General features: G+C 67.2%; 23 protein-coding genes and 1 riboswitch. Of the genes, 6 read left to right on the forward strand and 17 right to left on the reverse strand.

Features of this window, described 5'->3' with window-relative positions; translation table 11 throughout:
* Nucleotides 1–131: 131 nt before the first annotated feature.
* The 10 genes from NJF35_RS21735 to cobO are packed head-to-tail and all read right to left on the reverse strand — an operon-like array spanning nt 132 to nt 8,906.
* Nucleotides 132–872: an adenosylcobinamide-GDP ribazoletransferase gene (locus tag NJF35_RS21735; RefSeq protein ID WP_225788293.1), complete on the reverse strand. Its 741-nt coding sequence runs from the start codon at nt 870–872 to the stop codon at nt 132–134.
* A gap of 1 nt (nt 873) precedes the next feature.
* A complete protein-coding gene (gene cobC, locus NJF35_RS21740; protein ID WP_225788294.1) occupies nt 874–1,443 on the reverse strand; it encodes an alpha-ribazole phosphatase family protein in 570 nt (189 codons plus the stop codon).
* A complete protein-coding gene (cobT, locus tag NJF35_RS21745) occupies nt 1,440–2,495 on the reverse strand; it encodes a nicotinate-nucleotide--dimethylbenzimidazole phosphoribosyltransferase (protein ID WP_225788295.1) in 1,056 nt (351 codons plus the stop codon). Before cobT ends, cobC begins: the two co-directional genes overlap by 4 nt.
* The gene (cobU, locus tag NJF35_RS21750; protein WP_225788296.1) at nt 2,492–3,013 is read right to left on the reverse strand and encodes a bifunctional adenosylcobinamide kinase/adenosylcobinamide-phosphate guanylyltransferase; all 522 of its coding nucleotides are present in this window, start codon (nt 3,011–3,013) and stop codon (nt 2,492–2,494) included. The genes cobT and cobU overlap by 4 nt, the downstream gene beginning before the upstream one ends.
* Nucleotide 3,014: 1 nt before the next feature.
* The gene (locus tag NJF35_RS21755) at nt 3,015–4,469 is read right to left on the reverse strand and encodes a cobyric acid synthase (RefSeq protein WP_225788297.1); all 1,455 of its coding nucleotides are present in this window, start codon (nt 4,467–4,469) and stop codon (nt 3,015–3,017) included.
* Complete coding sequence (gene cobD / locus NJF35_RS21760; protein ID WP_253091472.1) at nt 4,466–5,458, reverse strand: threonine-phosphate decarboxylase CobD; 993 nt, start codon at nt 5,456–5,458, stop codon at nt 4,466–4,468. The genes NJF35_RS21755 and cobD overlap by 4 nt, the downstream gene beginning before the upstream one ends.
* Complete coding sequence (gene cbiB / locus NJF35_RS21765) at nt 5,451–6,359, reverse strand: adenosylcobinamide-phosphate synthase CbiB (RefSeq protein WP_225788299.1); 909 nt, start codon at nt 6,357–6,359, stop codon at nt 5,451–5,453. Before cbiB ends, cobD begins: the two co-directional genes overlap by 8 nt.
* A complete protein-coding gene (gene bluB, locus NJF35_RS21770) occupies nt 6,356–7,006 on the reverse strand; it encodes a 5,6-dimethylbenzimidazole synthase (RefSeq protein WP_225788300.1) in 651 nt (216 codons plus the stop codon). The genes cbiB and bluB overlap by 4 nt, the downstream gene beginning before the upstream one ends.
* Nucleotides 7,003–8,298 (reverse strand): cobyrinate a,c-diamide synthase, encoded by a 1,296-nt coding sequence (locus NJF35_RS21775; RefSeq protein WP_225788301.1) that lies wholly within the window; start codon nt 8,296–8,298, stop codon nt 7,003–7,005. The genes bluB and NJF35_RS21775 overlap by 4 nt, the downstream gene beginning before the upstream one ends.
* Entirely contained in the window at nt 8,295–8,906 is a 612-nt protein-coding gene (gene cobO, locus NJF35_RS21780) for a cob(I)yrinic acid a,c-diamide adenosyltransferase (protein ID WP_225788302.1), read from the reverse strand. The genes NJF35_RS21775 and cobO overlap by 4 nt, the downstream gene beginning before the upstream one ends.
* A 117-nt stretch (nt 8,907–9,023) precedes the next feature.
* Nucleotides 9,024–9,247, reverse strand: a riboswitch (cobalamin riboswitch).
* Between the two features lie 150 nt (nt 9,248–9,397).
* On the opposite strand from cobO, the gene NJF35_RS21785 reads away from it, so the two are divergent.
* Nucleotides 9,398–9,976 (forward strand): hypothetical protein, encoded by a 579-nt coding sequence (locus NJF35_RS21785; RefSeq protein WP_253091473.1) that lies wholly within the window; start codon nt 9,398–9,400, stop codon nt 9,974–9,976.
* A 97-nt stretch (nt 9,977–10,073) separates the two neighbouring features.
* Complete coding sequence (locus NJF35_RS21790) at nt 10,074–11,390, forward strand: PQQ-dependent sugar dehydrogenase (protein WP_253081116.1); 1,317 nt, start codon at nt 10,074–10,076, stop codon at nt 11,388–11,390.
* Nucleotides 11,391–11,539: 149 nt separating this feature from the next.
* Here NJF35_RS21790 and NJF35_RS21795 read toward each other — a convergent pair whose 3' ends face one another.
* From NJF35_RS21795 to NJF35_RS21815, 5 genes are all read right to left on the reverse strand, one after another.
* On the reverse strand, nt 11,540–12,076 hold the full coding sequence (locus tag NJF35_RS21795) for a C40 family peptidase (RefSeq protein WP_225788305.1): 537 nt from the start codon (nt 12,074–12,076) through the stop codon (nt 11,540–11,542).
* A 140-nt stretch (nt 12,077–12,216) separates the two neighbouring features.
* The gene (locus NJF35_RS21800) at nt 12,217–12,855 is read right to left on the reverse strand and encodes a C40 family peptidase (protein WP_225788306.1); all 639 of its coding nucleotides are present in this window, start codon (nt 12,853–12,855) and stop codon (nt 12,217–12,219) included.
* A gap of 127 nt (nt 12,856–12,982) precedes the next feature.
* Nucleotides 12,983–13,687 carry a DnaA regulatory inactivator Hda gene (gene hda, locus NJF35_RS21805; protein WP_225788307.1) on the reverse strand — a complete coding sequence of 235 codons (705 nt, stop codon included), beginning with the start codon at nt 13,685–13,687 and terminating at the stop codon, nt 12,983–12,985.
* A 150-nt stretch (nt 13,688–13,837) separates the two neighbouring features.
* Nucleotides 13,838–14,911, reverse strand: coding sequence for an AI-2E family transporter (locus NJF35_RS21810; protein ID WP_225788308.1), 1,074 nt, complete (start codon nt 14,909–14,911; stop codon nt 13,838–13,840).
* Nucleotides 14,912–14,923: 12 nt separating this feature from the next.
* Nucleotides 14,924–15,985, reverse strand: coding sequence for a DUF2066 domain-containing protein (locus tag NJF35_RS21815; protein ID WP_225788309.1), 1,062 nt, complete (start codon nt 15,983–15,985; stop codon nt 14,924–14,926).
* Between the two features lie 301 nt (nt 15,986–16,286).
* Between NJF35_RS21815 and purM the strand changes: the two genes are divergently transcribed.
* From purM to NJF35_RS21835, 4 genes are all read left to right on the forward strand, one after another.
* Entirely contained in the window at nt 16,287–17,345 is a 1,059-nt protein-coding gene (gene purM, locus NJF35_RS21820; protein WP_225788310.1) for a phosphoribosylformylglycinamidine cyclo-ligase, read from the forward strand.
* On the forward strand, nt 17,345–17,998 hold the full coding sequence (gene purN / locus NJF35_RS21825) for a phosphoribosylglycinamide formyltransferase (RefSeq protein WP_225788311.1): 654 nt from the start codon (nt 17,345–17,347) through the stop codon (nt 17,996–17,998). Before purM ends, purN begins: the two co-directional genes overlap by 1 nt.
* An 8-nt stretch (nt 17,999–18,006) precedes the next feature.
* Nucleotides 18,007–18,717, forward strand: coding sequence for a DUF3108 domain-containing protein (locus NJF35_RS21830; RefSeq protein WP_225788312.1), 711 nt, complete (start codon nt 18,007–18,009; stop codon nt 18,715–18,717).
* Between the two features lie 454 nt (nt 18,718–19,171).
* Complete coding sequence (locus tag NJF35_RS21835; RefSeq protein WP_225788313.1) at nt 19,172–19,354, forward strand: hypothetical protein; 183 nt, start codon at nt 19,172–19,174, stop codon at nt 19,352–19,354.
* A 144-nt stretch (nt 19,355–19,498) separates the two neighbouring features.
* Here NJF35_RS21835 and NJF35_RS21840 read toward each other — a convergent pair whose 3' ends face one another.
* Nucleotides 19,499–20,038: a DUF2058 domain-containing protein gene (locus NJF35_RS21840; RefSeq protein WP_225788314.1), complete on the reverse strand. Its 540-nt coding sequence runs from the start codon at nt 20,036–20,038 to the stop codon at nt 19,499–19,501.
* A 26-nt stretch (nt 20,039–20,064) separates the two neighbouring features.
* Nucleotides 20,065–20,898, reverse strand: a complete 834-nt coding sequence (gene mazG / locus NJF35_RS21845) for a nucleoside triphosphate pyrophosphohydrolase (RefSeq protein WP_225788315.1) — start codon at nt 20,896–20,898, stop codon at nt 20,065–20,067.
* Nucleotides 20,899–20,963: the final 65 nt, after the last annotated feature.

A 20,963-nucleotide genomic window follows, 5' to 3' on the forward strand; every position in this document is an offset into this window, starting at 1 on the left:
CCAGCAGCTCTTTGGGGATTTTGGGCAGGTCACGCAAGGGTTTCTTTTTGGTTGGCATACATGCACCTCTTACTCATGTTATGCCCGAACACAAAATTTCTGACACCCTCCCCCAGATGGCAGCCAAAGCCTTAACCGACCGGCAACAGTGCCACCCCCAGCACCACCGCCAGTTCCAGTATCTCCAGCATCGCCCCCGCCGTATCGCCGGTGGTACCGCCCAGGCGCCGGCACATCACATGACGCAACCAGGCGAACACCAGCGCTGCAAGCAGCAGCATGGCCAGCCCGCGCCACCCGCCAACGACCACGCAAAACCCGGCACTGGCCAACAGCACCCATCCCGCCCCACGCCTGGGCAGGTGTTCGGCAAGAGCCTGCCCCAGACCGCCCGGACGCACATAGGGCGTGGTCATGAACAACCCCAGCAAGGCAGCTCGCCCCACCACCGGCGCAAGCACCAGCATGACTCCCGCGCCTCTTTCCACCAGCACCCACAGGGCACAGAACTTCAATAGCAACACCAGCACCAGGGTCACCACGGCGATCGGGCCGCTGCGCGGATCCTTCATGATCCGCAAGGTACGCTCGCGATCGCCGAAACCGCCCAGCCAGGCGTCGGCACTGTCGGCCAGGCCATCCAGGTGCAGGGCACCACTGAGCACGACCCACAACACCAGCAGCAAGGCCGCGTGCAGCGGCGCCGCCGTGCCCTGCAACAGATGACTGGCCAACCACAGCAACAAGCCGAACGACAGGCCTACCAGCGGGTAGTACAACAGCGACCGCCCCACCTCCCGAGGTGCCGGCATGCCCGGCAGGCGTACCGGCAGGCTGCTGAGAAACTGCAGGGCAATCCAGAACGGCGACATCTCAGCAGCGCTCCTGTAGCCGGCCGTCGCTGCCCAGGGCCAGACGCACCAAAGCACCGTGCCCAACCTCCACCTGCAGCAGTTGCTCGCGCGGCAAACCACGGGCCTGGGCCAGCAGCAGGCGCATCACGCCACCATGGGTGACCAGCAACACCCGCTTGCCGGCATGCTGCCGCCCCAGGCCATCGAGGGCAGCCAGGACCCGCTCGGCAAAAGCGCTCACCGGCTCGCCCCGAGGCGGCGTGAAGGCATAGGGATCAGCCCAGAAGCGCCCCAGGGCATCGGCCTGGTCCTGCATGATCTGCGCCGCGCTGCGCCCTTCCCAGTCACCGAAATGCAACTCGCGCACACCGGCCTCCAGTTGCACCGGCAAACCCAGCCGTGCCCCCAGCTCGTCGGCGAACTGCGCGCAACGGCGCAGCGGCGAACTGACCAGCGCATCCCACGGGCCGGCCTGGGCCACGGCCTCGCGCATCTGCGCCCAGCCCTGCTCGGTCAGGAGGTCGTCGAGGCTGCCGCGCAAGCCCCCGCCCCGTTCGGTCTCGCCGTGACGCAACATGTCGAGGATCATGCCGGACGGTCCGCCACCGCCGCCTCGGCGAACGTCGCCATCTGCCCGTGCAGGGCACAGGCCAGGCGCAACAATGGCACCGCCAGCGCCGCACCGCTGCCCTCGCCCAGGCGCAAGCCAAGGGCCAGCAGTGGCTGCGCCTCGAGAGCTTCCAGCACGGCCTGGTGACCGGGTTCGGCCCCCTGGTGGGCGAACAGCAGCCAGGGGCGGCTCTGGGGATTCAGGCGCGCCGCCACCAGGGCGGCAACGCTGCAGATGAAGCCATCCACCAGCACCGCCACGCCCTGCTGGGCACAGGCCAGGTAGGCACCGGCCAGGGCCGCGATCTCGAAACCACCGACACAGGCCAGGGCCTGCAGCGGATCGTCCGCGCGCAGCCCGTGCGATGCCAGGGCGCGCTCGATCACATCGGCCTTGTGGCGCACGCCGGCGCTGTCCAGGCCGGTCCCCGGGCCACTGAGCGCGCGTGCCGGGCACCCCAGCAAGACGCTGGCCAGGGCGGCGGCGGCCGTGGTGTTGCCGATGCCCATCTCGCCACCGATGAACAACTGCACGCCCTGCTCGCTGGCACGTCGCACGCTGTCGCGGCCGGCCTGCAAAGCGGCACCTAGCTGTACCTCGGTCATTGCCGGGCGACGGGCGAAGTTCGCCGTGCCGCTGCCCAAGCGCAGGTGGTGCACGCCTGGCAGTTCCAGGTCGGGCTCGATGGTGCCCAGGTCGACCACTTCCAGGCGTGCCTCCAGTTGCCGCGCCAGCACGCTGATCGCCGCGCCGCCACCGACGAAGTTGCGCAGCATCTGCCCGGTCACGGCCTGCGGGTAGGCGGAGATCCCCTCCTCCACCACGCCATGGTCGCCCGCGAAGACAGTGATGGCGACCCGCTCCAGGGTCGGCCGCTCGCGCCCTTGCAAACCGGCCAGGTGCACCGCCAGGTCCTCCAGTTGGCCGAGCGAGCCGGCAGGCTTGGTCAGTTGCCGTTGGCGCGCACGGGCCTGCTCCATGGCGGCGGTGTCGAAGGGTTGGCAGGCATCGCGCCACCAGGGCTGGTTCATAGAGCGGGTCCTTTGAGCATGAGGGGAAGGCCGGCCACGGTCAGCACTACGCGCTCGCAGCGTTCGGCCACGGCCTGGTGCAACCAGCCGGCCTGGTCGACGTAACGGCGCGTCAGCTCGCCCATGGGCACCACGCCCAGACCGGTTTCGTTGCTGACCAGGATGAGCGTTCCGGGCAGCGTCCCCAGGCTGTCGAGCAGCGCGTCACGCTCCTGGGCCAGGCGTCGTTCATCGTCGAGCATCAGCAGGTTGGTCAACCACAAGGTCAGGCAGTCCACCAGCAGGCAGCGCCCTTCGGCGGCCTCGGCCCGCAGCACGGCGGCCAGGGCCAGGGGTTCCTCGATCAGCCCCCATTGCGCAGGACGGCGCTGGCGATGCAGGCGGACACGTTCGTTCATCTCGCCATCCAGCGGCTCGCTGGTGGCGATGTAGGTCACCGGCAGGCCGCAGGCAGTGGCCAGTTGCTCGGCCAGGCGGCTCTTGCCGGAGCGGGCGCCGCCGAGGATCAGGTTGCGCATGTCAGGCGACTCCACAAAGCTGGCGCAGGCGCGCGGTATCCAGGTGCTTGTCCACCAGGTCGGCCAGGCGCTCGATGTCACGTTCGCGCAAGGCTTCGTAGTCGATGGCCTCGGCATCTTCCAGGCCCGCCCAGCGCAGCAGCGCGGCGCACGACTGGCTGCCTTCGAACAGGCCATGCAGGTAGGTGGCGAGGATCTGCCCGTCGGCGCTGACGGCACCGTCGCAACGGCCATCGGCCAGTTGCACGGCCGGGTGTTCCAGGGCCGGGCCACGGGTGACGCCAGCATGGATTTCGTAGCCCGCGACAGGCGCCTGCTCCAGGCCCAAGGTGCCGCAGACGTTGCGCAATTGTTTGTCGGCCTCGAGCACGGTGACGTAGTCGAGCAGGCCAAGCCCCGGGCTGGAGCCCGCCGCCCCTTCCAGGCCCAGCGGGTCATGCACGGCGTGGCCGAGCATCTGCAGGCCGCCGCAGATCCCGATGAGCTTGCCGCCATAGCGCAGGTGGCGAGCGATGGCGGTGTCCCAGCCACGCTCGCGCAGTTGCGCCAGATCGCCGCGCACGCTCTTGGAGCCGGGCAGGATGATCAGGTCGGCGGGTGGGACAGGCTGGCCCGGGCCGATGAACTGCAGGTCCACCTGGGGGTGCAGGCGCAGCGGGTCGAAGTCGGTATGGTTGCTGATGCGCGGCAGCACCGGGACGATCACCTTGAGCACCCGCTCGCCCTTGGCGGCCTGGCGCACGTCGATGCCGTCCTCGGCCTCCAGGTGCAGGTCGCTGACGTAGGGCAACACGCCCAGCACCGGCTTGCCGGTGCGCTGCTCCAGCCAGTCCAGGCCCGGCTGCAACAGGGCGATGTCGCCACGGAAGCGATTGATGACGAACCCCTTGACCCGCGCCTGCTCGCTCGGCGACAGCAGCTCGAGGGTACCGACCAGGTGGGCGAAGACCCCGCCGCGATTGATGTCGGCCACCAGAATCACCGGGCAGTCCACCGCTTCGGCAAAGCCCATGTTGGCGATGTCGCCGGCCCGCAGGTTGATCTCCGCCGGCGAGCCCGCGCCTTCGACCATCACCACCGGGTAGGCTGCACGCAGACGCTGGTGCGAAGCCAGCACGGCCTGCATAGCGATGGCCTTGTAGTCATGGTAGGCGACGGCGTTCATGCTGGTGACGGCACGGCCGTGGACGATCACCTGGGCGCCGGTGTCGCTGTTGGGCTTGAGCAACACCGGGTTCATATCGGTATGCGGCGCCAGCCGGCAGGCCTGGGCCTGCACCGCCTGGGCGCGGCCGATCTCGCCACCGTCGGCGGTCACCGCGCTGTTGAGCGCCATGTTCTGCGGCTTGAACGGCACCACGCCGATGCCCTGGCGCAGCAGCCAGCGGCACAGTGCGGTGACCAGCGTGCTCTTGCCGGCATCGGAGGTGGTGCCTTGCACCATGAGCGTGGTCATGCCGATTCCTTCTGGTAGTCCGCCAGCGCCTGGCGCAGGCGTTGCTCGTGTGCGGCACTGGCGGGCAGCCCCAGGCGCACCGCCGGCGGCTGCTCGAACAGGCGCACGAGGATGCCGCGTCGGGCGAGAAAGTCATGGAGGTGGGCGGCGTGCGGCGTGCGCACGTATTGGAACAGGTCGCAGCCACCCGCCGCAGGCAGGCCAGCCGCCTCGAGCAAGGCGGCCAGGCGCTGGCTGGCCTGGGCGCAGCGGGCAATTTGCGCCGGGTGCGCCGATCGCTCGCTGAAACAGGCCTGCCCCAGCACCCGGGTCGGGCCGCTGATGCTCCAGGGGCCAAGCGCTTCGGCCAGGCGCTGCAGCAAGGGTGGCTCGGCCATCACGAAACCCAGGCGCACGCCTGCCAGGCCGAAGAACTTGCCGAACGAGCGCAGCACGATCAACCCAGGGCGCGCGGCGCAATCGACCAGGCTGTCGGCGGGGGTGTTGTCCATGAAGGCCTCGTCGACCAGCAGCCAGCCACCGCGCCGCGCCAGACGGGCATGCCAGCCGAGCAGGCGTTCGCGGGGCAGTCGCCGCCCGGTCGGGTTGTTGGGGTTGACCAGCACCAGCACATCGAGGCTGTCGAGGCTGTCTTCGACCTGGGCGTCATCCAACTCGACCAGTGCGTGCCCTGCCCGCCGCCAGGCATGCGGGTGCTCGGCATAGCACGGCGCAAGCACACCGACCCGGCCTGCCGGGCGCAGGTAGGGCAAGGCCTGGATCGCCGCCTGGGAACCGGCCACCGGCAACAGCGCGCTGGCGCCATAGTAGGTGCGCGCCGCCTGCTCCAGGCCGTCCTCGGTCTCGGGCAGGCGTGCCCAGGCCTCCAATGGGATCGCTGGAATCGCATAGGGCCACGGGGCGATGCCACTGGACAGGTCGAGCCACTGCTCCCGGGGGATACCGTACTGCCGCACCGCACGCAGCAGTCGGCCACCATGTTCAAGCATTCAGATAGGCTCCCAGGCAGATCACCAGCAACCACAGCCACACACCGCGCTGCACCAGGCTCCAGCCGCGCTCGATGGCCTGGGCGTCGGCCACCGGCCCTTCGCCCAGGCGCGCACGCACATGCAGTTCGCCGTGGTACACCGCCGGGCCGCCCAGCTCCACGCCCAGGGCACCGGCGCCGGCGGCCATCACCGGGCCGGCGTTGGGGCTGTCCCACTGGGGCCCCTGCTGACGCCAGCAGGCCAGGGCCAGTCGGGTTTTGCCGAGCAGGGCGTAGGTCAGCGCCACCAACCTGGCGGGCAGGTAGTTGAGTACATCGTCGATGCGCGCCGCGGCCCAGCCGAAGCGCTCGAAGCGTTGGTTACGGTAGCCCCACATGGCATCGAGGGTATTGCTCAGGCGATACAGCACCACGCCTGGGGCACCGGCGACGACGAACCAGAACAGCGCGGCGAACACCGCATCGCTACCGTTCTCCAGCACCGACTCGGTGGCCGCCCGGGCCACGGCGGGCTCGTCCAGCTCGCGGGTTTCGCGGCTGACCAGGTAGCCCACCCGCTGCCGGGCCGCGCCCAGGTCGCCACGCCGCAGGGCCTCGGCCACCGGCAGCACATGCTCGCCGAGGCTGCGCAGGCCCAGGGCGCAGTACAGCGCCAGCACGTCCACCAGCCAGCCGACATAGGGCAGCCAGGACAGGATCAGCGCCAGCAGGGTCAGCGGCACCACCGCCAGGCACCAGGCGCTCACGCCGTGGCTGCGCCAGCCGCGCCCGCCGGCGTTGAGGCGTTGCTCCAGGCGCGACGCCAGGTTGCCGAAGGCCACCAACGGATGGCGCCGCCGGGGTTCGCCCAGCAACGCATCGAGGGCCACGCCGGCCACGGTCAGCAGGGCCACGCTCATGGCCGTTCTCCCCATTGGTTCTCGTACAGCATCTCGCCCAAGGGCTTCTCCTCGGCCCAGTTCTCCAGCACCAGCATCGGCCCGGCATAGAACTGCGCCACAGGCCCCAGGCACAGCACCGCCACCGGCTTGGCGCCAGCGGGCATGCCCAGCAGTTGGGCCAGGGCCTGCGGTTCGAACAGCGACACCCAGCCCATGCCCAGGCCCTCGGCGCGCGCCGCCAGCCAGAGGTTCTGGATCGCGCAGGCCAGGGAGGCCAGGTCCATTTCCGGCAGGGTGCGGCGGCCGAAGATGTGCGCCTCGCGGTTGTCCATCAGCGCCGCCACCAGCACTTCGGCGCAGTCGTGGATGCCTTCGACCTTGAGTTTCATGAAAGCGTCGGAGCGCTCGCCCAAGGCTTCGGCGGTGCGCACGCGCTCCTGCTCCACCAGCGCCTGGATCTGCCTACGCAGCTCGCGTCGGCTGATGCGAATGAAGCGCCAGGGCTGCATCAGGCCGACGCTCGGCGCCTGGTGCGCGGCGGCCAGCAGGCGGGCCAGCAGCGCTGGCGCTACCTCACCGCCGATGAAATGGCGCATGTCGCGGCGCTCGCCGATGGCCCGGTAGACCGCGGCGCGCTCGGCGTCGCTGAAGGCGTGTTCGCTCATGGCCGCAGCAGCGCCGCCGCCGCGTCAGGGTTGGAGGGGAAATAGAAGTGGATGTACGACGCCGTCAGTCGTCCCTGGCGATAGACCGCCTCGTTGCCACGACCGCCGTTGGGGCTTTGGCCGCGGGCGATCGGTTCGAGCGGGGTGCTGGTCAGGGAGTGATGATAAGTATGCCCGCGCAGGGTCCCTTCCGGAAGTTCCACAGCCTGCAGCGCCAGGGCCGCCAGGCGCTTTTGCATCACCGCTTCGCCCGGCAGCAGGCCGAGCAGCGTGGCGCGCTCACCGGCCACGTCGGTCAAGGCCTCGAGCAGGTAGAGCATGCCACCGCACTCGGCCAGCAGCGGCTTGCCCTGGGCGTGATGGGCGCGGATCGCCTCGAGCAGAGGGGCATTGGCCGCCAGGGCCTGGTGATGCAGCTCAGGGTAGCCCCCTGGCAGGTAAAGGCTGTCTACCGTGGGCAGTTCCCGGTCGTGCAAGGGCGAGAAGAAGCGCAGTTCGGCGCCCAGCTCGCGCAACAGATCGAGGTTGGCGCCATAGGTGAAGGCGAAGGCTTCGTCACGGGCCACGCCGATGCGCACACCGGCCAGCGACGGCCTGGGGGCGATAGGGTCGGGTTCGGCAAAGGCCACCGCTGGCGGCAGCGTGGCGTCGCAACTGGCGCCCAGGGCCTCGGCCGCGGCGTCCAGGCGCAGGTCCAGGTCGTTCAGCTCGTTGGCCTGGACCAGCCCCAGGTGGCGGCTGGGCAGCTCGATGCCACGCTCGCGGGAGAGCCCGCCGTACCAGCGCAGGCCCTCGGTCAGGCTGCCCTCGAGCAGTTGCGCATGGCGCAGGCTGCCGACGCGGTTGGCCAGCACCCCGGCGAACGGCAGGTCCGGCTGGTAGCGTGCCAGGCCCAAGGCCAGGGCGCCGAAGGTCTGGGCCATGGCTGTGCCATCGATCACCGCCAGCACGGGTACACCGAAGTGACGCGCCAGGTCGGCGCTCGACGGTGTGCCGTCGAACAGCCCCATGACCCCCTCGATAAGAATCAGGTCGGCCGTGCCCGCCGCTTCCCAGAGCAGGCGGCGGCTTTCCTGCGCGCCGATCATCCACAGGTCGAGCTGGTACACCGGTGCACCGCTGGCCCGTTCGAGGATCATCGGGTCGAGAAAATCCGGCCCGCACTTGAACACCCTCACCTTGCGCCCGAGGTTGCGGTGCAGGCGCGCCAGGGCGGCGGTGACCGTGGTCTTGCCCTGGCCGGACGCCGGTGCTGCGATCAGCACCGCCGGACAATGCCGGGGTCGGCTCATAGTTCCACGCCCTTCTGCGCGCGGATGCCGGCCTGGAAGGCGTGCTTGACCATGCCCATCTCGGTGACGGTATCGGCCAGCTCGATCATCTGCGGCTTGGCGGCACGGCCCGTGACGATGACGTGCTGCATCGGCGGACGGGCCTGGATGTCCGAGAGCACCTGGTCGAGGTCGAGGTAGCCGTGTTTGAGGGCGATGTTCAGCTCGTCGAGCACCACGAACTGCACGCCCGGGTCCTGCAGCAGTTGGCGCGAAACCGCCCAGGCCGCCTCGGCGGCGGCGATGTCGCGCTGGCGATCCTGAGTCTCCCAGGTGAAGCCCTCGCCCATCACGTGGTAGCGCACCTGCTCGGGGAAGCGCCGGAAGAACAGCTCTTCGCCGGTGCTGTTGCGGCCCTTGATGAACTGCACGACGCCGCATTGCAGGCCGTGGCCCAGGGCCCGGGCAAGCATGCCGAAGGCCGAGCTGCTCTTGCCCTTGCCGTTGCCGGTGAGCACCAGCAGCAAGCCGCATTCGTTGGGCGCGTTGGCGATGCGTTCGTCGATGATCGCCTTCTTGCGCTGCATGCGCGCCAGGTGGCGTTCGTCGCGTTCGGTGGATTCGCTCATCAGGGTTCTCCGCAGGCTGTCGGCACGGATGGGCGACGACAGGTCGATAGGCGGGCAGACGGAGAACGCGCAGGGGCCATGGCGGACGCCACGGTGCACCGCGCATCACCCTCCGTGATGCCGTTGGCAGTGACAGGCCGGTCTCCGGGCTCGTGAGCAGGGCCTGGGCCCATGGGCCGCGCGCCTTCCCGGATGCCTGCATCCAGTGGCCCTGCGCGGTCCTCGACTCACCTACCGTTGCGGGGGCAGCGCCGGAATCGCGCCTTGCTGGCGCCCACCGGCTTCCCAGTTTCACCCTGCCCAGCCTCGGCTGGCAGAGCACCTGAAACACGCCGCGAAGGTTAGAGGGTTGCACCCGGAGCGTCAATGAAACGAGGCCGATCTGGCCTGGATCAATGGCCGATCCGGCCGCTTGTAACAAACTGAAAGCAGTGATATCACATAGACATCAATTTTCGCTGAACGCGATCACAACGACAGGAGAGCGCAGCATGCAAGGCCTGATCATCAATGACCCGCGCCTGGAGTTCCTGCGCCCGGCGCTGGAGCGCTGGCCGGAATGCATCGACCGCTTCAACCAGGTCCATGGCGACAACGAAGCCCCGTACTGGCATGGCACCGCGGCCAACACCGGCCTGCTCGCGGCCGCGGCCTGGCAGGCCGAACTGGTGGCGCTGGAACAGTCCATGAGCAAGAAGCAACGTGACGAGGGCGAGCGCGAGGGCCGCTGCGACCTGTCCATCAGCACCTCGGAAGACAGCGTCCACCTGCGCGCCAGCCAGCGCTGGCCGCGCATCGCCCGCCTGGACCTGAGCACGGCTGTGCAGGAAACCGCCGCCCTCGCCCGGCAGATCGCCTATCCCAGCCAACTCAAGGTCGGCGCCCTGTTCGTCAGCCCGTGGAAAGCCGGCCAGCATGCCAGCCCCGAGGAGTTGCAGGACCTGGTCGACGACCTGCAAAAGCACAGCGCTTGCGCCATCGCCTGGTATTTTCCCTACGCCTATCGCAAGTTGCACAATGAAGCGGCGCAGTACTTTCCCGGCGTGGCGCTGCTGCTCAAGCAGGCCTGAGCGGGGCCCAGCTAGCCGAATGCGCCCTACCGACAAGTTGAACCTCGACGGTGGCCCGTCGCTCTGATTCCACATGAGCCCCCACGAGGACCCGAGCATGGACAGGATGCATATCGCGCTACTGCTGGCCCTGGCCGTCAGCCTCGGCGGCTGCGGAGAATCCGCGCGCCTGGACGTCAGCGACGGATCGGGACCGTCCCCGCAACTGCCCGAGCCGAACAAGACCTTGATCCCGACCGTCAACATCGCCCCGGCGATCGGCTGGCCGGAGGGCGCCAAGCCCACGTCGGCGACCGGCACCCAGGTGGTGGCCTTCGCCGAGCACCTCGATCATCCCCGCTGGCTCTACGTGCTGCCCAACGGCGACGTGCTGGTGGCCGAGACCAACGCCCCGGCCAAGCCCGACGACGGCAAGGGAATCCGTGGCTGGGTCATGGGCCAGGTGATGAAACGGGCCGGCGCCGGCGTACCCAGCGCCAACCGCATCACCCTGCTGCGCGACGCTGACCGTGATGGCGTCGCGGAAATTCGCACCACCTTCATCGAAGGGCTCAACTCACCCTTCGGCATGGCCCTGGTGGGCAAGGACTTCTACGTGGCCGATACCGACCGCCTGTTGCGCTTCCACTACGAGCCGGGGGCCATGCAGATTCGCGCTGAAGGCAAGAAAGTGGTCGACCTGCCCGGCGGCCGGCTCAACCACCACTGGACCAAGAACGTGATCGCCAGCCCCGATGGCAAGAAGCTCTATGTCACGGTGGGCTCCAACAGCAATGTCGGCGAAAACGGCCTGGACCAGGAAGAAGGCCGTGCGGCGATCTGGGAGGTGGACCCGGCCAGCGGCCAGCACCGGATCTTCGCCTCCGGCCTGCGCAACCCCAACGGCCTGGCCTGGGAACCACACAGCGGTGCGTTGTGGACGGCGGTCAACGAGCGCGACGAGATCGGTAGCGACCTGGTGCCGGACTACATCACCTCAGTCAAGGACGGGGGCTTCTATGGCTGGCCGTTCAGTTACTACGGCCAGCATGTGGACCGGCGGGTCGAGCCGCAGGATCGGCAAAAGGTCGCCCAGGCCATCGTGCCGGACTACGCGGTGGGGCCGCATACCGCATCCCTCGGGCTGACCTTCGCCCAGCCGGGTGTGCTGCCGGCGCCGTTCGAGCAGGGGGCGTTCGTGGGCCAGCATGGGTCGTGGAACCGCAAGCCGCACAGTGGCTACAAGGTGATCTTCGTGCCGTTCAGCACCGAGGGGAAACCCGCCGGGAAGCCGATCGACCTGTTGACGGGGTTTCTCGATGGCAAGGGCAAGGCCATGGGGCGGCCGGTGGGCGTGATCAATGACCAGCGGGGCGGGTTGCTGGTGGCCGATGATGTCGGGAACGTGATCTGGCGGGTGAGCAAGGAGCAGTGAGGGGCTTGGGCTGGCCTGTGCCGGCCCATTCACGGCGGTTCGTGCCCCGACAAGCCCGCCCTCACAGGTTCACCACTGATCTTGAGGCAACGGTGAACCTGTGGGGCTGCCAGGTAGCCCCGATGCCGTTTCGCAGGCGGGCATCGGACTCAGGGATTGCGCGCCAGGTGCCCCGGCGGCAGCACCCGCTTGGCCTGCAGGTAGGCCCGGGCCCAGTAGCTGTTGGACAGGTAATCCAAGCGCACCGTCCCGCCCGTGGAAGGTGCATGCACGAACCGCCCCTCCCCTACGTAGATCCCCGCATGGCTGACCTGCGACCCACCGTTGGTGGCGAAGAACACCAGGTCCCCGGACTGCAGCGAACCGATATCCACGTTCGGCGCCCGCATGACGATCATCTCGCGGGTCGAGCGCGGCAGGCTGATCCCCGCCGCATCCCGGTACACGTAGCCGATCAGCCCACTGCAGTCGAACCCGGCGTCCGGCGTGTTGCCGCCCCAGCGATAGGGCGTGCCCACCAGGCCGATAGCCCGGAACAGCACGTCGTCGGCCACCGGCGAGGACGCCGCCTGCGCGTTGAAGGTAACGGGGGCCTTGGCCACCGGCGCAGGTGCCGGGGCTCGGCTGGAACAGGCGGCGAGCAGTGCCGCCAGGGAAAGGAGTGCGAAGCGCGCCATCATCGCCATGGCCAGAACTTCCTGTCGAGACCGTTCGGCCGTAGCCGAAGTCAAAAGAGTTGAGAATTCAGATTAGACGCTTTTAGTAAATGCGCACGGCGGCGAGCTTTTTCAGCATCGCCGCCGTGGCAGGGTACAGCATTTTGATATCAGTTGCGCGAGATCGTGGTCGGCGCCATGGCCAAGGCGCGCTTGGCCTCGAGGAAGGTCTTGCTCCAGTAGCGGTCACCGAGGTTGTCGATGCGCACGCCACCGCTGCGGCGGCTGCTGGAGTGGATGAACTGGTTGTCACCCAGGTAGATGCCGGCATGGCTGACCCGGCCACGACCATTGGTGCTGAAGAACAGCAGGTCGCCAGGCTTGAGCTTGTTGCGGGCAACCTTGGGGGCATCGACGTTGATCATCTCGCGGGTCGAGCGCGGCAGGTTGAGGCCGGCCTCCTCGCGGAACAGATAGCCGATGAAACCGCTGCAATCGAAGCCGGACTTCTCCGAAGTACCGCCGAAGCGATAACGGGTGCCGATCAGCGACATGCCACGCTCCAGGATGCTGTCGGCCAGGGCCGGCAGTTCGTAGGGCTTGCCGTTGCTGGAAAAAGTGTCCAGGTCTTCCTCGGTGGCCAGCGGCTCCTCGGCGAAAACGGAAGAGGCGGAAGGCTTGGCCATGGCCGCGGACTGGGCGGTGACGGGCTGTTGATCCTGCGGTTGGGTAACCGGGCCTTGGGTGGCGCAGCCGAAAAGCAGGCTCACGAGTGCAAGTGGCACGAGGGGTGCGAAGCGCTTGAGCATGGGCACGACCGTGTCTGTAGTCCTTTAGAAGGGGGAAACTATGCCCTCTATCATGGCCATTTGCAAATTTTATCGAAAAAAATGTGACTTTTCCGTTTCGAGGCTCTGGCCCGCTACTTTCGGGGGCTCACCAGCCCAGGGTTTCCTTGAGGAAGGGGATGGTCAGCTTGCGCTGCGCTTGCAGCGAAGCCTGGTCCAGGCGCTCGAGCAGATCGAACAGCGCGCTCATGCTACGCGTGCCCCGGGTCAGGATGAAATGGCCGACCTCGTCGGTCAGGTGCAGGCCACGGCGCGAGGCCCGCAGTTGCAAGGCCCGCAGCTTGTCTTCGTCGGACAGGCCACGCATCTGGAAGATCAGTGCCAGGGTCAGGCGCGACTTGAGGTCCGGCAGCTTGATCGGCAGCTCGCGTGGCGAACTGGACGCCGCCAGCAGCAGGCGTCGACCGCTGTCGCGCAAGCGGTTGAACAGGTGGAACATGGCCTCTTCCCAGTCGGCCTTGCCAGCGATCACGTGCAAGTCGTCGATGCACACCAGCTCGTACTGCTCCAGGTAGTCGAGCAGTTCCACGCCACGGTCGAGCAGTTGCGCCAGGGGCAGGTAGACAGCCGGCTCGCCCAGTTGCTGGAAGCGGTGGGTGGCGGCCTGGAGCAGGTGGGTACGGCCAACGCCCTGTTTGCCCCACAGGTAGATGAGGCTCTCGGTCCAGCCGGCGTCGGCCTCGCAAAGCCGCTCGACGTAGCCCAATGCCGCGGCATTGGCGCCCGGATAATAGTTGATGAAGGTGGCGTCATCGCGCAGGCGCACACCCAGGGGCAACTGGATCGGTTTCATGCTGGCGGGCGGTCGCGAGGACCACAGGGGGCCTTTGGTGAACAGTGTGCAAAGTCTATACCCGCAACGCGGGCGGCACAATCGGCGCAGCTTGGAGAGCAAGCAAAATCAATGACTTGCACCTGCTTCCCCAGGGCTACGCCGCTGCGTTCACAACGGCGGATCGATATCCCCGGCATACATGTCCGATTCCTTGTACAGGTCGTGCACATGCCGCAGCAGCACCATGATCACCGCCGCCACCGGCAACGCCAGCAGCACCCCGGTGAAGCCGAACAGCTCACCGCCGGCAAGGATGGCGAAGATCACCGCCACCGGGTGCAGGCCGATGCGATCGCCCACCAGCAGCGGCGTCAGCACCATGCCTTCGAGGGCCTGGCCGACCATGAACACCGCGATGATGCCGAGCATGGGGTACAGCTCGCCGCCGAACTGGAACAACCCGGCGACCAACGCCGCGCCGATGCCGATGATGAAGCCCATGTACGGCACGATGGCCGCCAGCCCTGCCAGCAGGCCGATCAGCAGGCCCAGTTCCAGCCCCACCAGCATCAGGCCGCCGGCATAGATCAGGCCGAGGGCGACCATCACCAGCAACTGGCCACGGACGAACGCCCCCAGCACCTCATGGCATTCGCCGGCCAGCCCCACCACCTGCGCCTCGCGCTGGCGTGGCAGGAGGCTGCGCAGCTTGGCCATCATCAGGTCCCAGTCGCGCAGCAGGTAGAAGCCCACCACCGGGATGAGCACCAGGTTGGCCAGCCAGGCGATCAACGCCAGGCTCGAGGCGGTGGCCTGGGACAGCAGCATGCCGACGATGTCGGTGGTCTGGCCCATGTGCGCGCCGATGGCGGCCTTGATCTTGTCGAACTTCCAGAAGCCATCGGCCAGGCCCAGGCGGCTCTGCACCCAGGGCAGGGCCACGTGCTGCAGCCAGTCGAGCATCTGCGGCGCCAGCTCGTACAGGCGCACCAGCTGCTTGGCCAGCATGGGGATCAGCACCAGCAGCAGGGCCAGGAAGATCAGGGTGAACAAGCTGAACACCACGACCACGCCCCAGGTCCGCGACAGGCCCAGGCGCTCCAGGCGGTCGACCAGCGGGTCGGCCAGGTAGGCCAGGAGAATACCCACCAGGAAGGGCGAAAGGATGTTGTGCAGGCAGTACAACAGCACGGCGACCAGCAGGGCCACGCCCAGCCAGGCCCAACGGCGTAGATCGGTCATGAGCGGCGCTCCCTACCAGCGAAACCGCAGGCCATCGAACGGCTTGGGCGCGGCCGCCTGGGCCGCGCCTGGCTGCTGCGCCGCCGGGTCTTCGGAGGTGGCGGGTGCCGGGGGCACCGCATCGGCCGGCAGTTCCTGCAGTTTGGCCAGGCCCAGTTGCGCGCGCAGTTGCTCGCGATTGCCGGTGACACTGTAGGTCAGGGTGTCGCCCTCGGCCTGTCGCAGGCGCGGGCCGTAGGGTTCGAGCACGCGGCCGAGTTCGGCGTAGCGTTGCAGGTTCATGCCCTGTACCTGTACCTGCAGCTCGCCGCTGGCGCCCGGGCGGGTGGCGTAGCGCGGTGCCAGGCGGCTGCTCACCGCCAGCATCACGGCATCGGCCAGGGCCGCCTGGTCGGGGCCCTCGGCCTTGCCCCGCTCACGCTGCTCGCCCAGCCACAGTTGCCAGGTGCCCTGCCACTTGCCGTCGGTCTCCTGGGCATGCACCGCCAGCAGGGCATCGGCGCCATAGCGCTCGGAGGCTTCGCGCAGCGGCGCCGGGTCATTGCCTTCCAGTTGCTTGGCATTGGCCACCAGTTGCTCCTGCAAGTCGGCCAACGGCAGGCGCAGCGGTAGGCCGCGATGCTGGGCGGCACGGCGCAGGGGGCCGGCACTGGACTGGCCATCGCCGACCAGGTTGCTGCCTTCGACGCTGTCGTTCAGCCACCAGCCGAGGATCGACGGCCGGTTGCTGCCCCACAGCGCCAGACCGGCTTGGCGCAGGGCGCGCTCGGTGCTGCCGGGGTCGAATTCGACCAGCACGGATTCGGGCGGGCCGGCCTCGGTGCCGACCTGGTTGATGATCTGCCGTGGGTCCTTGCGCAGGCCGGCCAGCGCCGGGCTCTGCGCCGCCTTGGGGTCGCCGGTCAGGCGCAACACGAGGGTTTCCAGGGCCTTGCCGGTGGCCTGGGCGCGCGCTTCGCTGCCCTGCCCCTCGATGGGTTCGCGGACCTGATAGAGCCCGGAAACGGTTTCGGCCTGGGCGACGGTGCCGGCCAGAGCCAGGCAAGCCACAGCCAGGTGATTGATAAAACGCATGGCGGATTCCTGTCCAGGTGAGCTGCAAGCTACAAAGCTGCAAGAAAAGGCAGATCGATGCACGCCCCGCTTTTTCTTGCAGCTTGCAGCTTATACAGAAGCGACCACGCCAACCACCCACGGCCAGTTTTTGCCAATTTCCCGGCCTGCCCGTCGGCCTGAGGATGGCCGCTGCACAGCAACCCTGATAAAATCGCGCGCCTTCGCAGACCAGTGACGTACAGGCAGCCGCCGCTCCCCGAGCCGGCCTTGGCCGCCCTGGTCGTTTTTCCGAATCCCTCCCTCCTAAAGGCCTGGATCAATGAGCAAGCAACCCTCCCTGAGCTACAAGGACGCCGGTGTAGACATCGACGCCGGCGAAGCACTGGTCGAACGCATCAAGGGCGTGGCCAAGCGCACCGCGCGCCCTGAAGTCATGGGTGGCCTGGGCGGCTTCGGCGCCCTCTGCGAGATCCCGGCCGGCTACAAGCAGCCGGTTCTGGTCTCCGGCACCGACGGCGTCGGCACCAAGCTGCGCCTGGCGCTGAACCTGAACAAGCACGACAGCATCGGCCAGGACCTGGTCGCCATGTGCGTCAACGACCTGATCGTCTGCGGCGCCGAGCCGCTGTTCTTCCTCGACTACTACGCCACCGGCAAGCTCAACGTCGATGTCGCCGCCACCGTGGTCACCGGCATCGGCGCCGGTTGCGAGCTGGCCGGCTGCTCCCTGGTGGGCGGCGAAACCGCCGAGATGCCGGGCATGTACGAAGGCGAGGACTACGACCTGGCCGGCTTCTGCGTCGGCGTGGTGGAAAAGTCCGAGATCATCGACGGCTCCAAGGTGGCCACCGGCGACGCCCTGATCGCCCTGCCCTCCTCCGGCCCGCACTCCAACGGCTACTCGCTGATCCGCAAGATCCTCGAAGTGTCCGCTACCGACATCGACAACACCCAGCTCGACGGCAAGCCACTGGCCGACCTGCTGATGGCGCCGACCCGCATCTACGTCAAGCCCCTGCTCAAGCTGATCAAGGACACCGGCGCGGTCAAGGCCATGGCCCACATCACCGGCGGCGGCCTGCTGGACAACATTCCGCGCGTACTGCCCGACAACGCCCAGGCGATCATCGACGTGGCCAGCTGGCAGCGCCCGGCGGTGTTCGACTTCCTGCAGGAAAAAGGCAACGTCGACGAGCACGAGATGCACCGCGTACTGAACTGCGGCGTCGGCATGGTCATCTGCGTGGCCCAGGACCAGGTCGACAGCGCCCTGCAGGTGCTGCGCGAAGCCGGTGAACAGCCATGGGTCATCGGCCGCATCGCCGAGGCCCCGGCCGGCGCTGCCCAGGTCGAGCTGCACAACCTCAAGGCGCACTGATGCCGAGCGAGACCTGCAACGTAGTGGTATTGCTGTCGGGCTCCGGCAGCAACCTGCAAGCGCTGATCGACAGCAGCCGCGGCGAAGACAGCCCGGTGCGCATCCGTGGCGTGATCTCCAACCGTGCCGACGCCTATGGCCTGCAGCGCGCCCAGGCGGCCGGTATCGCCACCGCCGTGCTGGAGCACACCGGCTTCGAGGGCCGCGAGGCCTTCGACGCGGCACTGATGGCGTTGATCGACGGCTTCGAGCCGGACCTGGTGGTACTGGCCGGTTTCATGCGCATCCTCACGGGTGGCTTCGTCCGTCACTACCAGGGCCGCCTGCTCAACATCCACCCGTCGTTGCTGCCCAAGTACAAGGGCCTGCATACCCACCAGCGGGCACTGGAGGCCGGCGATAGCGAACACGGTTGCAGCGTGCACTTCGTCACCGAGGAACTCGACGGCGGCCCTCTGGTCGTACAGGCAGTGGTTCCGGTGGCGCCGGATGACACGCCGCAGGCCCTGGCTGAGCGGGTTCACCGCCAGGAACACCAGATCTACCCGCTGGCGGTGCGCTGGTTCGCCGAAGGACGCTTGCGTCTGGGCGCACAGGGTGCATTACTGGATGGCCAGCCGCTGGCGGCCAGCGGCCACTTGATTCGACCCTAGGAGAACTTATGCGTCGTGCCCTGCTCTTGGCTCTCGCCGTGCTCGCCCTGCCTCTCCAGGCAGCTGATCTGAAGCCTTTCTCGGCCAGCTACACCGCCGACTGGAAACAGCTGCCCATGAGCGGCACCGCCGAGCGCAGCCTGGAAAAGAATGCCAACGGTACCTGGAGCCTGAACTTCAAGGCATCCATGATGATCGCCAGCCTGACCGAGCAAAGCACCCTGCGCCTGGACAACGACACCCTGCTGCCGCAGAAGTACCACTTCGAGCGTGGCGGCCTGGGCAAGGCGAAGAAGGTCGACCTGGACTTCGACTGGACCAGCAAGAAGGTCACCGGCAGCGATCGTGGCGACGCGATCAACCTGCCGCTCAACCGCGGCGTGCTGGACAAGTCGTCCTACCAGCTGGCCCTGCAGCATGACGTGGCCGCCGGCAAGAAGAGCATGACCTACCAGGTGGTCGACGGTGACGAGATCGACACCTACGACTTCCGCGTGCTCGGCACCGAGAAAGTGGCCACCAAGGCCGGCCAGGTCGACGCGGTCAAGGTCGAGCGCGTGCGCGACCCGAGCCAGAGCAAACGCATCACCGAGCTGTGGTTCGCCAAGGACTGGGACTACCTGCTGGTACAACTGCGCCAGGTCGAGACCGATGGCAAGGAGTACGTGATCGTGCTGCAGGACGGCACGGTCGACGGCAAGTCGGTGAAGGGCAACTGACACCCGCTCCACTGCCTGCGCCAACCGAAACCCCGCCACTGTGCGCAATGCCGGTCAGTTAAGACGTTCAGTTGTCATTTGGGGCCGCTTCGCGCCCCATCGCCGGCAAGCCGGCTCCCACACTGTCCGTGCAAACCGCATCATGTGTGGTCGCCGCGGTCCCTGTGGGAGCCGGCTTGCCGGCGATGGGCTGCAAGGTAGCCCCAAAAATGACAAAGCGCCGCTTAACTGACTGACATTAGCCACTGTGCGGGGTTTCTTTTTTGCTTCGAGCGGCACGCTGCAAGCTGTTTGCGGGCCTGATGCCGAGCAAGGTGTCGAGGCCGCGCATTCTCTTGAAGCCAGGCTTCATGAAACATGTTTCATGGCCGATTTATTTACTTAGCCTGCTAACAAACTCTATAAAGAAGTCCTGCGACACGTTGCCGCAGTCAACCGAAAGTGGAGTTTACCGATGACAGTCCAAGTAACCGAACGCGACGAATCGAAAATGTCCCACGAAAGCCAGGCCTGCGGCCTGCGGATCTGGGACGTGCATCAGCAGGGTGAACTGGTGGGCATGTTCCACACCGAGCAAGAAGCCCAGCAGTACCGCACCGAGCTCGAATGCCTGGAAAGCCAGCGCGCTGTGCAATGACCGGACGTTCCCAGGAAAAAACGCGCCAAGGCGCAATGCCTGTCAGTTAAGCGGCGCTTTGTCATATTTGGGGCCGCTTCGCGCCCCAAATGACAACTGAAAATCTTAACTGACCGGCATTGAGCCAAGGCTGTTTTTCGTGGCTTACCACATGAGATCGTCAGGGATCTTGTAGGCCGCGTAGGGATCGTCCTCGTCCGCCTCCTCGACATGGGTGTTGAGCAGCAGCACGCGCTTGGGATCGCGCTCCTGGATCTTCACCGCGGCCTCGCGTGGGATCACTTCGTAGCCACCGCCATGAGCGACGATCGCCAGGGCGCCATTGCTGAGCTTGCTGCGCATCAAGGCATTGACGGCAATACGCTTGACCTTCTTGTCATCGACGAAGTTGTAGTAGTCCTCGGTATTGAGCTTGGGCAGGCGGGTCGCCTCGATCAACTGCTTGACCTGCGCGGCACGGGCCTTCTGCTCGGCCTTCTCCTGGAGCTGGCGGTTCAGCTCCTGGTCCTTCCTGGCCTTCTCGGCCATGGCCTCCTTGGCCAGGCGCTGCTGGGTATCGTCGACTTCGACCTGGCCCTTGTGTTCCAGGCGCTTCTGTTTCTTCTCGGCTTTGTTAGCCTGCTTGACCTGCTTCTGGTTGACCAGACCGGCCTTGAGCAATTGATCGCGAAGGGAAAGGCTCATGGGTGTTCACTCACTTATGCAACAGCTCAGCCGCAGCTGGGCAGGTTCTTTTCCTGACGCTTGGCTTCGCCCCAGAGGGCGTCCAACTCGTCGAGGGTACGATCTTGGATGGACAGGCCCTGCTCGCGCAATGCCTGCTCGATGAAACGGAAGCGCCGCTCGAACTTGCGGTTGGCGCGGCGCAGGGCATTTTCCGGGTCGTGCTTGAGGTGGCGGGCCAGGTTGACGGTGGCGAACAACAGGTCGCCGACTTCGTCCTCCAGGGCCTCGGCATCGCCATCGGCCATGGCCTGCAACACTTCGTCCAGCTCCTCGCGGACCTTGTCCAGCACCGGCAGCGCCTCGGGCCAGTCGAAACCGACCGTGGCCGCGCGCTTTTGCAGCTTGGCCGCCCGCGACAAGGCCGGCAGCGTCGCCGGTACATCGTCGAGCAGCGACAGTTGCTCGGGCTCGCTCTTTTCCGCGCGCTCCTCGGCCTTGATCGCTTCCCAACGCGACTTGACCTGGGCCTCGCTCAGGCGCGGGGTATCCAGCGGTGCGTAGAGGTCGCCGGTGGGGAAAACATGGGGATGGCGGCGGATCAGCTTGCGGGTAATGGCATCGACCACGCCGGCGAACTCGAAGCGCCCCTCCTCCCGGGCCAGCTGGCTGTAGTAGACCACCTGGAACAACAGGTCGCCCAGCTCGCCCTGCAGGTGCTCGAAATCACCGCGCTCGATGGTGTCGGCGACCTCGTAGGCCTCCTCGAGGGTGTGCGGGACGATACTGGCGTAGTCCTGCTGCAGGTCCCAGGGGCAACCGTGCTGCGGGTCGCGCAGGCGGGCCATGAGGTGCAGCAGGTCGTCGAGGGTGTAGGTCATAGGTGTCTCTTCCTCGCGGGGGCCATGCCCCCGATCGCTGGCAAGCCAGCCCCCACGAAGAGGCT

The sequence above is a fragment of the Pseudomonas guariconensis genome, assembly GCF_024127895.1.
Classification (GTDB): Bacteria; Pseudomonadota; Gammaproteobacteria; order Pseudomonadales; family Pseudomonadaceae; genus Aquipseudomonas; species Aquipseudomonas guariconensis_B.

Coding starts and splice junctions, on each gene's coding strand:
- NJF35_RS21735 (WP_225788293.1), bottom strand. CDS start 872: ATGTCGCCGTTCTGGATTGCCCTGCAGTTTCTCAGCAGCCTGCCGGTA.
- cobC (WP_225788294.1), bottom strand. CDS start 1,443: ATGATCCTCGACATGTTGCGTCACGGCGAGACCGAACGGGGCGGGGGC.
- cobT (WP_225788295.1), bottom strand. CDS start 2,495: ATGAACCAGCCCTGGTGGCGCGATGCCTGCCAACCCTTCGACACCGCC.
- cobU (WP_225788296.1), bottom strand. CDS start 3,013: ATGCGCAACCTGATCCTCGGCGGCGCCCGCTCCGGCAAGAGCCGCCTG.
- NJF35_RS21755 (WP_225788297.1), bottom strand. CDS start 4,469: ATGACCACGCTCATGGTGCAAGGCACCACCTCCGATGCCGGCAAGAGC.
- cobD (WP_253091472.1), bottom strand. CDS start 5,458: ATGCTTGAACATGGTGGCCGACTGCTGCGTGCGGTGCGGCAGTACGGT.
- cbiB (WP_225788299.1), bottom strand. CDS start 6,359: ATGAGCGTGGCCCTGCTGACCGTGGCCGGCGTGGCCCTCGATGCGTTG.
- bluB (WP_225788300.1), bottom strand. CDS start 7,006: ATGAGCGAACACGCCTTCAGCGACGCCGAGCGCGCCGCGGTCTACCGG.
- NJF35_RS21775 (WP_225788301.1), bottom strand. CDS start 8,298: ATGAGCCGACCCCGGCATTGTCCGGCGGTGCTGATCGCAGCACCGGCG.
- cobO (WP_225788302.1), bottom strand. CDS start 8,906: ATGAGCGAATCCACCGAACGCGACGAACGCCACCTGGCGCGCATGCAG.
- NJF35_RS21785 (WP_253091473.1), top strand. CDS start 9,398: ATGCAAGGCCTGATCATCAATGACCCGCGCCTGGAGTTCCTGCGCCCG.
- NJF35_RS21790 (WP_253081116.1), top strand. CDS start 10,074: ATGGACAGGATGCATATCGCGCTACTGCTGGCCCTGGCCGTCAGCCTC.
- NJF35_RS21795 (WP_225788305.1), bottom strand. CDS start 12,076: ATGGCGATGATGGCGCGCTTCGCACTCCTTTCCCTGGCGGCACTGCTC.
- NJF35_RS21800 (WP_225788306.1), bottom strand. CDS start 12,855: ATGCTCAAGCGCTTCGCACCCCTCGTGCCACTTGCACTCGTGAGCCTG.
- hda (WP_225788307.1), bottom strand. CDS start 13,687: ATGAAACCGATCCAGTTGCCCCTGGGTGTGCGCCTGCGCGATGACGCC.
- NJF35_RS21810 (WP_225788308.1), bottom strand. CDS start 14,911: ATGACCGATCTACGCCGTTGGGCCTGGCTGGGCGTGGCCCTGCTGGTC.
- NJF35_RS21815 (WP_225788309.1), bottom strand. CDS start 15,985: ATGCGTTTTATCAATCACCTGGCTGTGGCTTGCCTGGCTCTGGCCGGC.
- purM (WP_225788310.1), top strand. CDS start 16,287: ATGAGCAAGCAACCCTCCCTGAGCTACAAGGACGCCGGTGTAGACATC.
- purN (WP_225788311.1), top strand. CDS start 17,345: ATGCCGAGCGAGACCTGCAACGTAGTGGTATTGCTGTCGGGCTCCGGC.
- NJF35_RS21830 (WP_225788312.1), top strand. CDS start 18,007: ATGCGTCGTGCCCTGCTCTTGGCTCTCGCCGTGCTCGCCCTGCCTCTC.
- NJF35_RS21835 (WP_225788313.1), top strand. CDS start 19,172: ATGACAGTCCAAGTAACCGAACGCGACGAATCGAAAATGTCCCACGAA.
- NJF35_RS21840 (WP_225788314.1), bottom strand. CDS start 20,038: ATGAGCCTTTCCCTTCGCGATCAATTGCTCAAGGCCGGTCTGGTCAAC.
- mazG (WP_225788315.1), bottom strand. CDS start 20,898: ATGACCTACACCCTCGACGACCTGCTGCACCTCATGGCCCGCCTGCGC.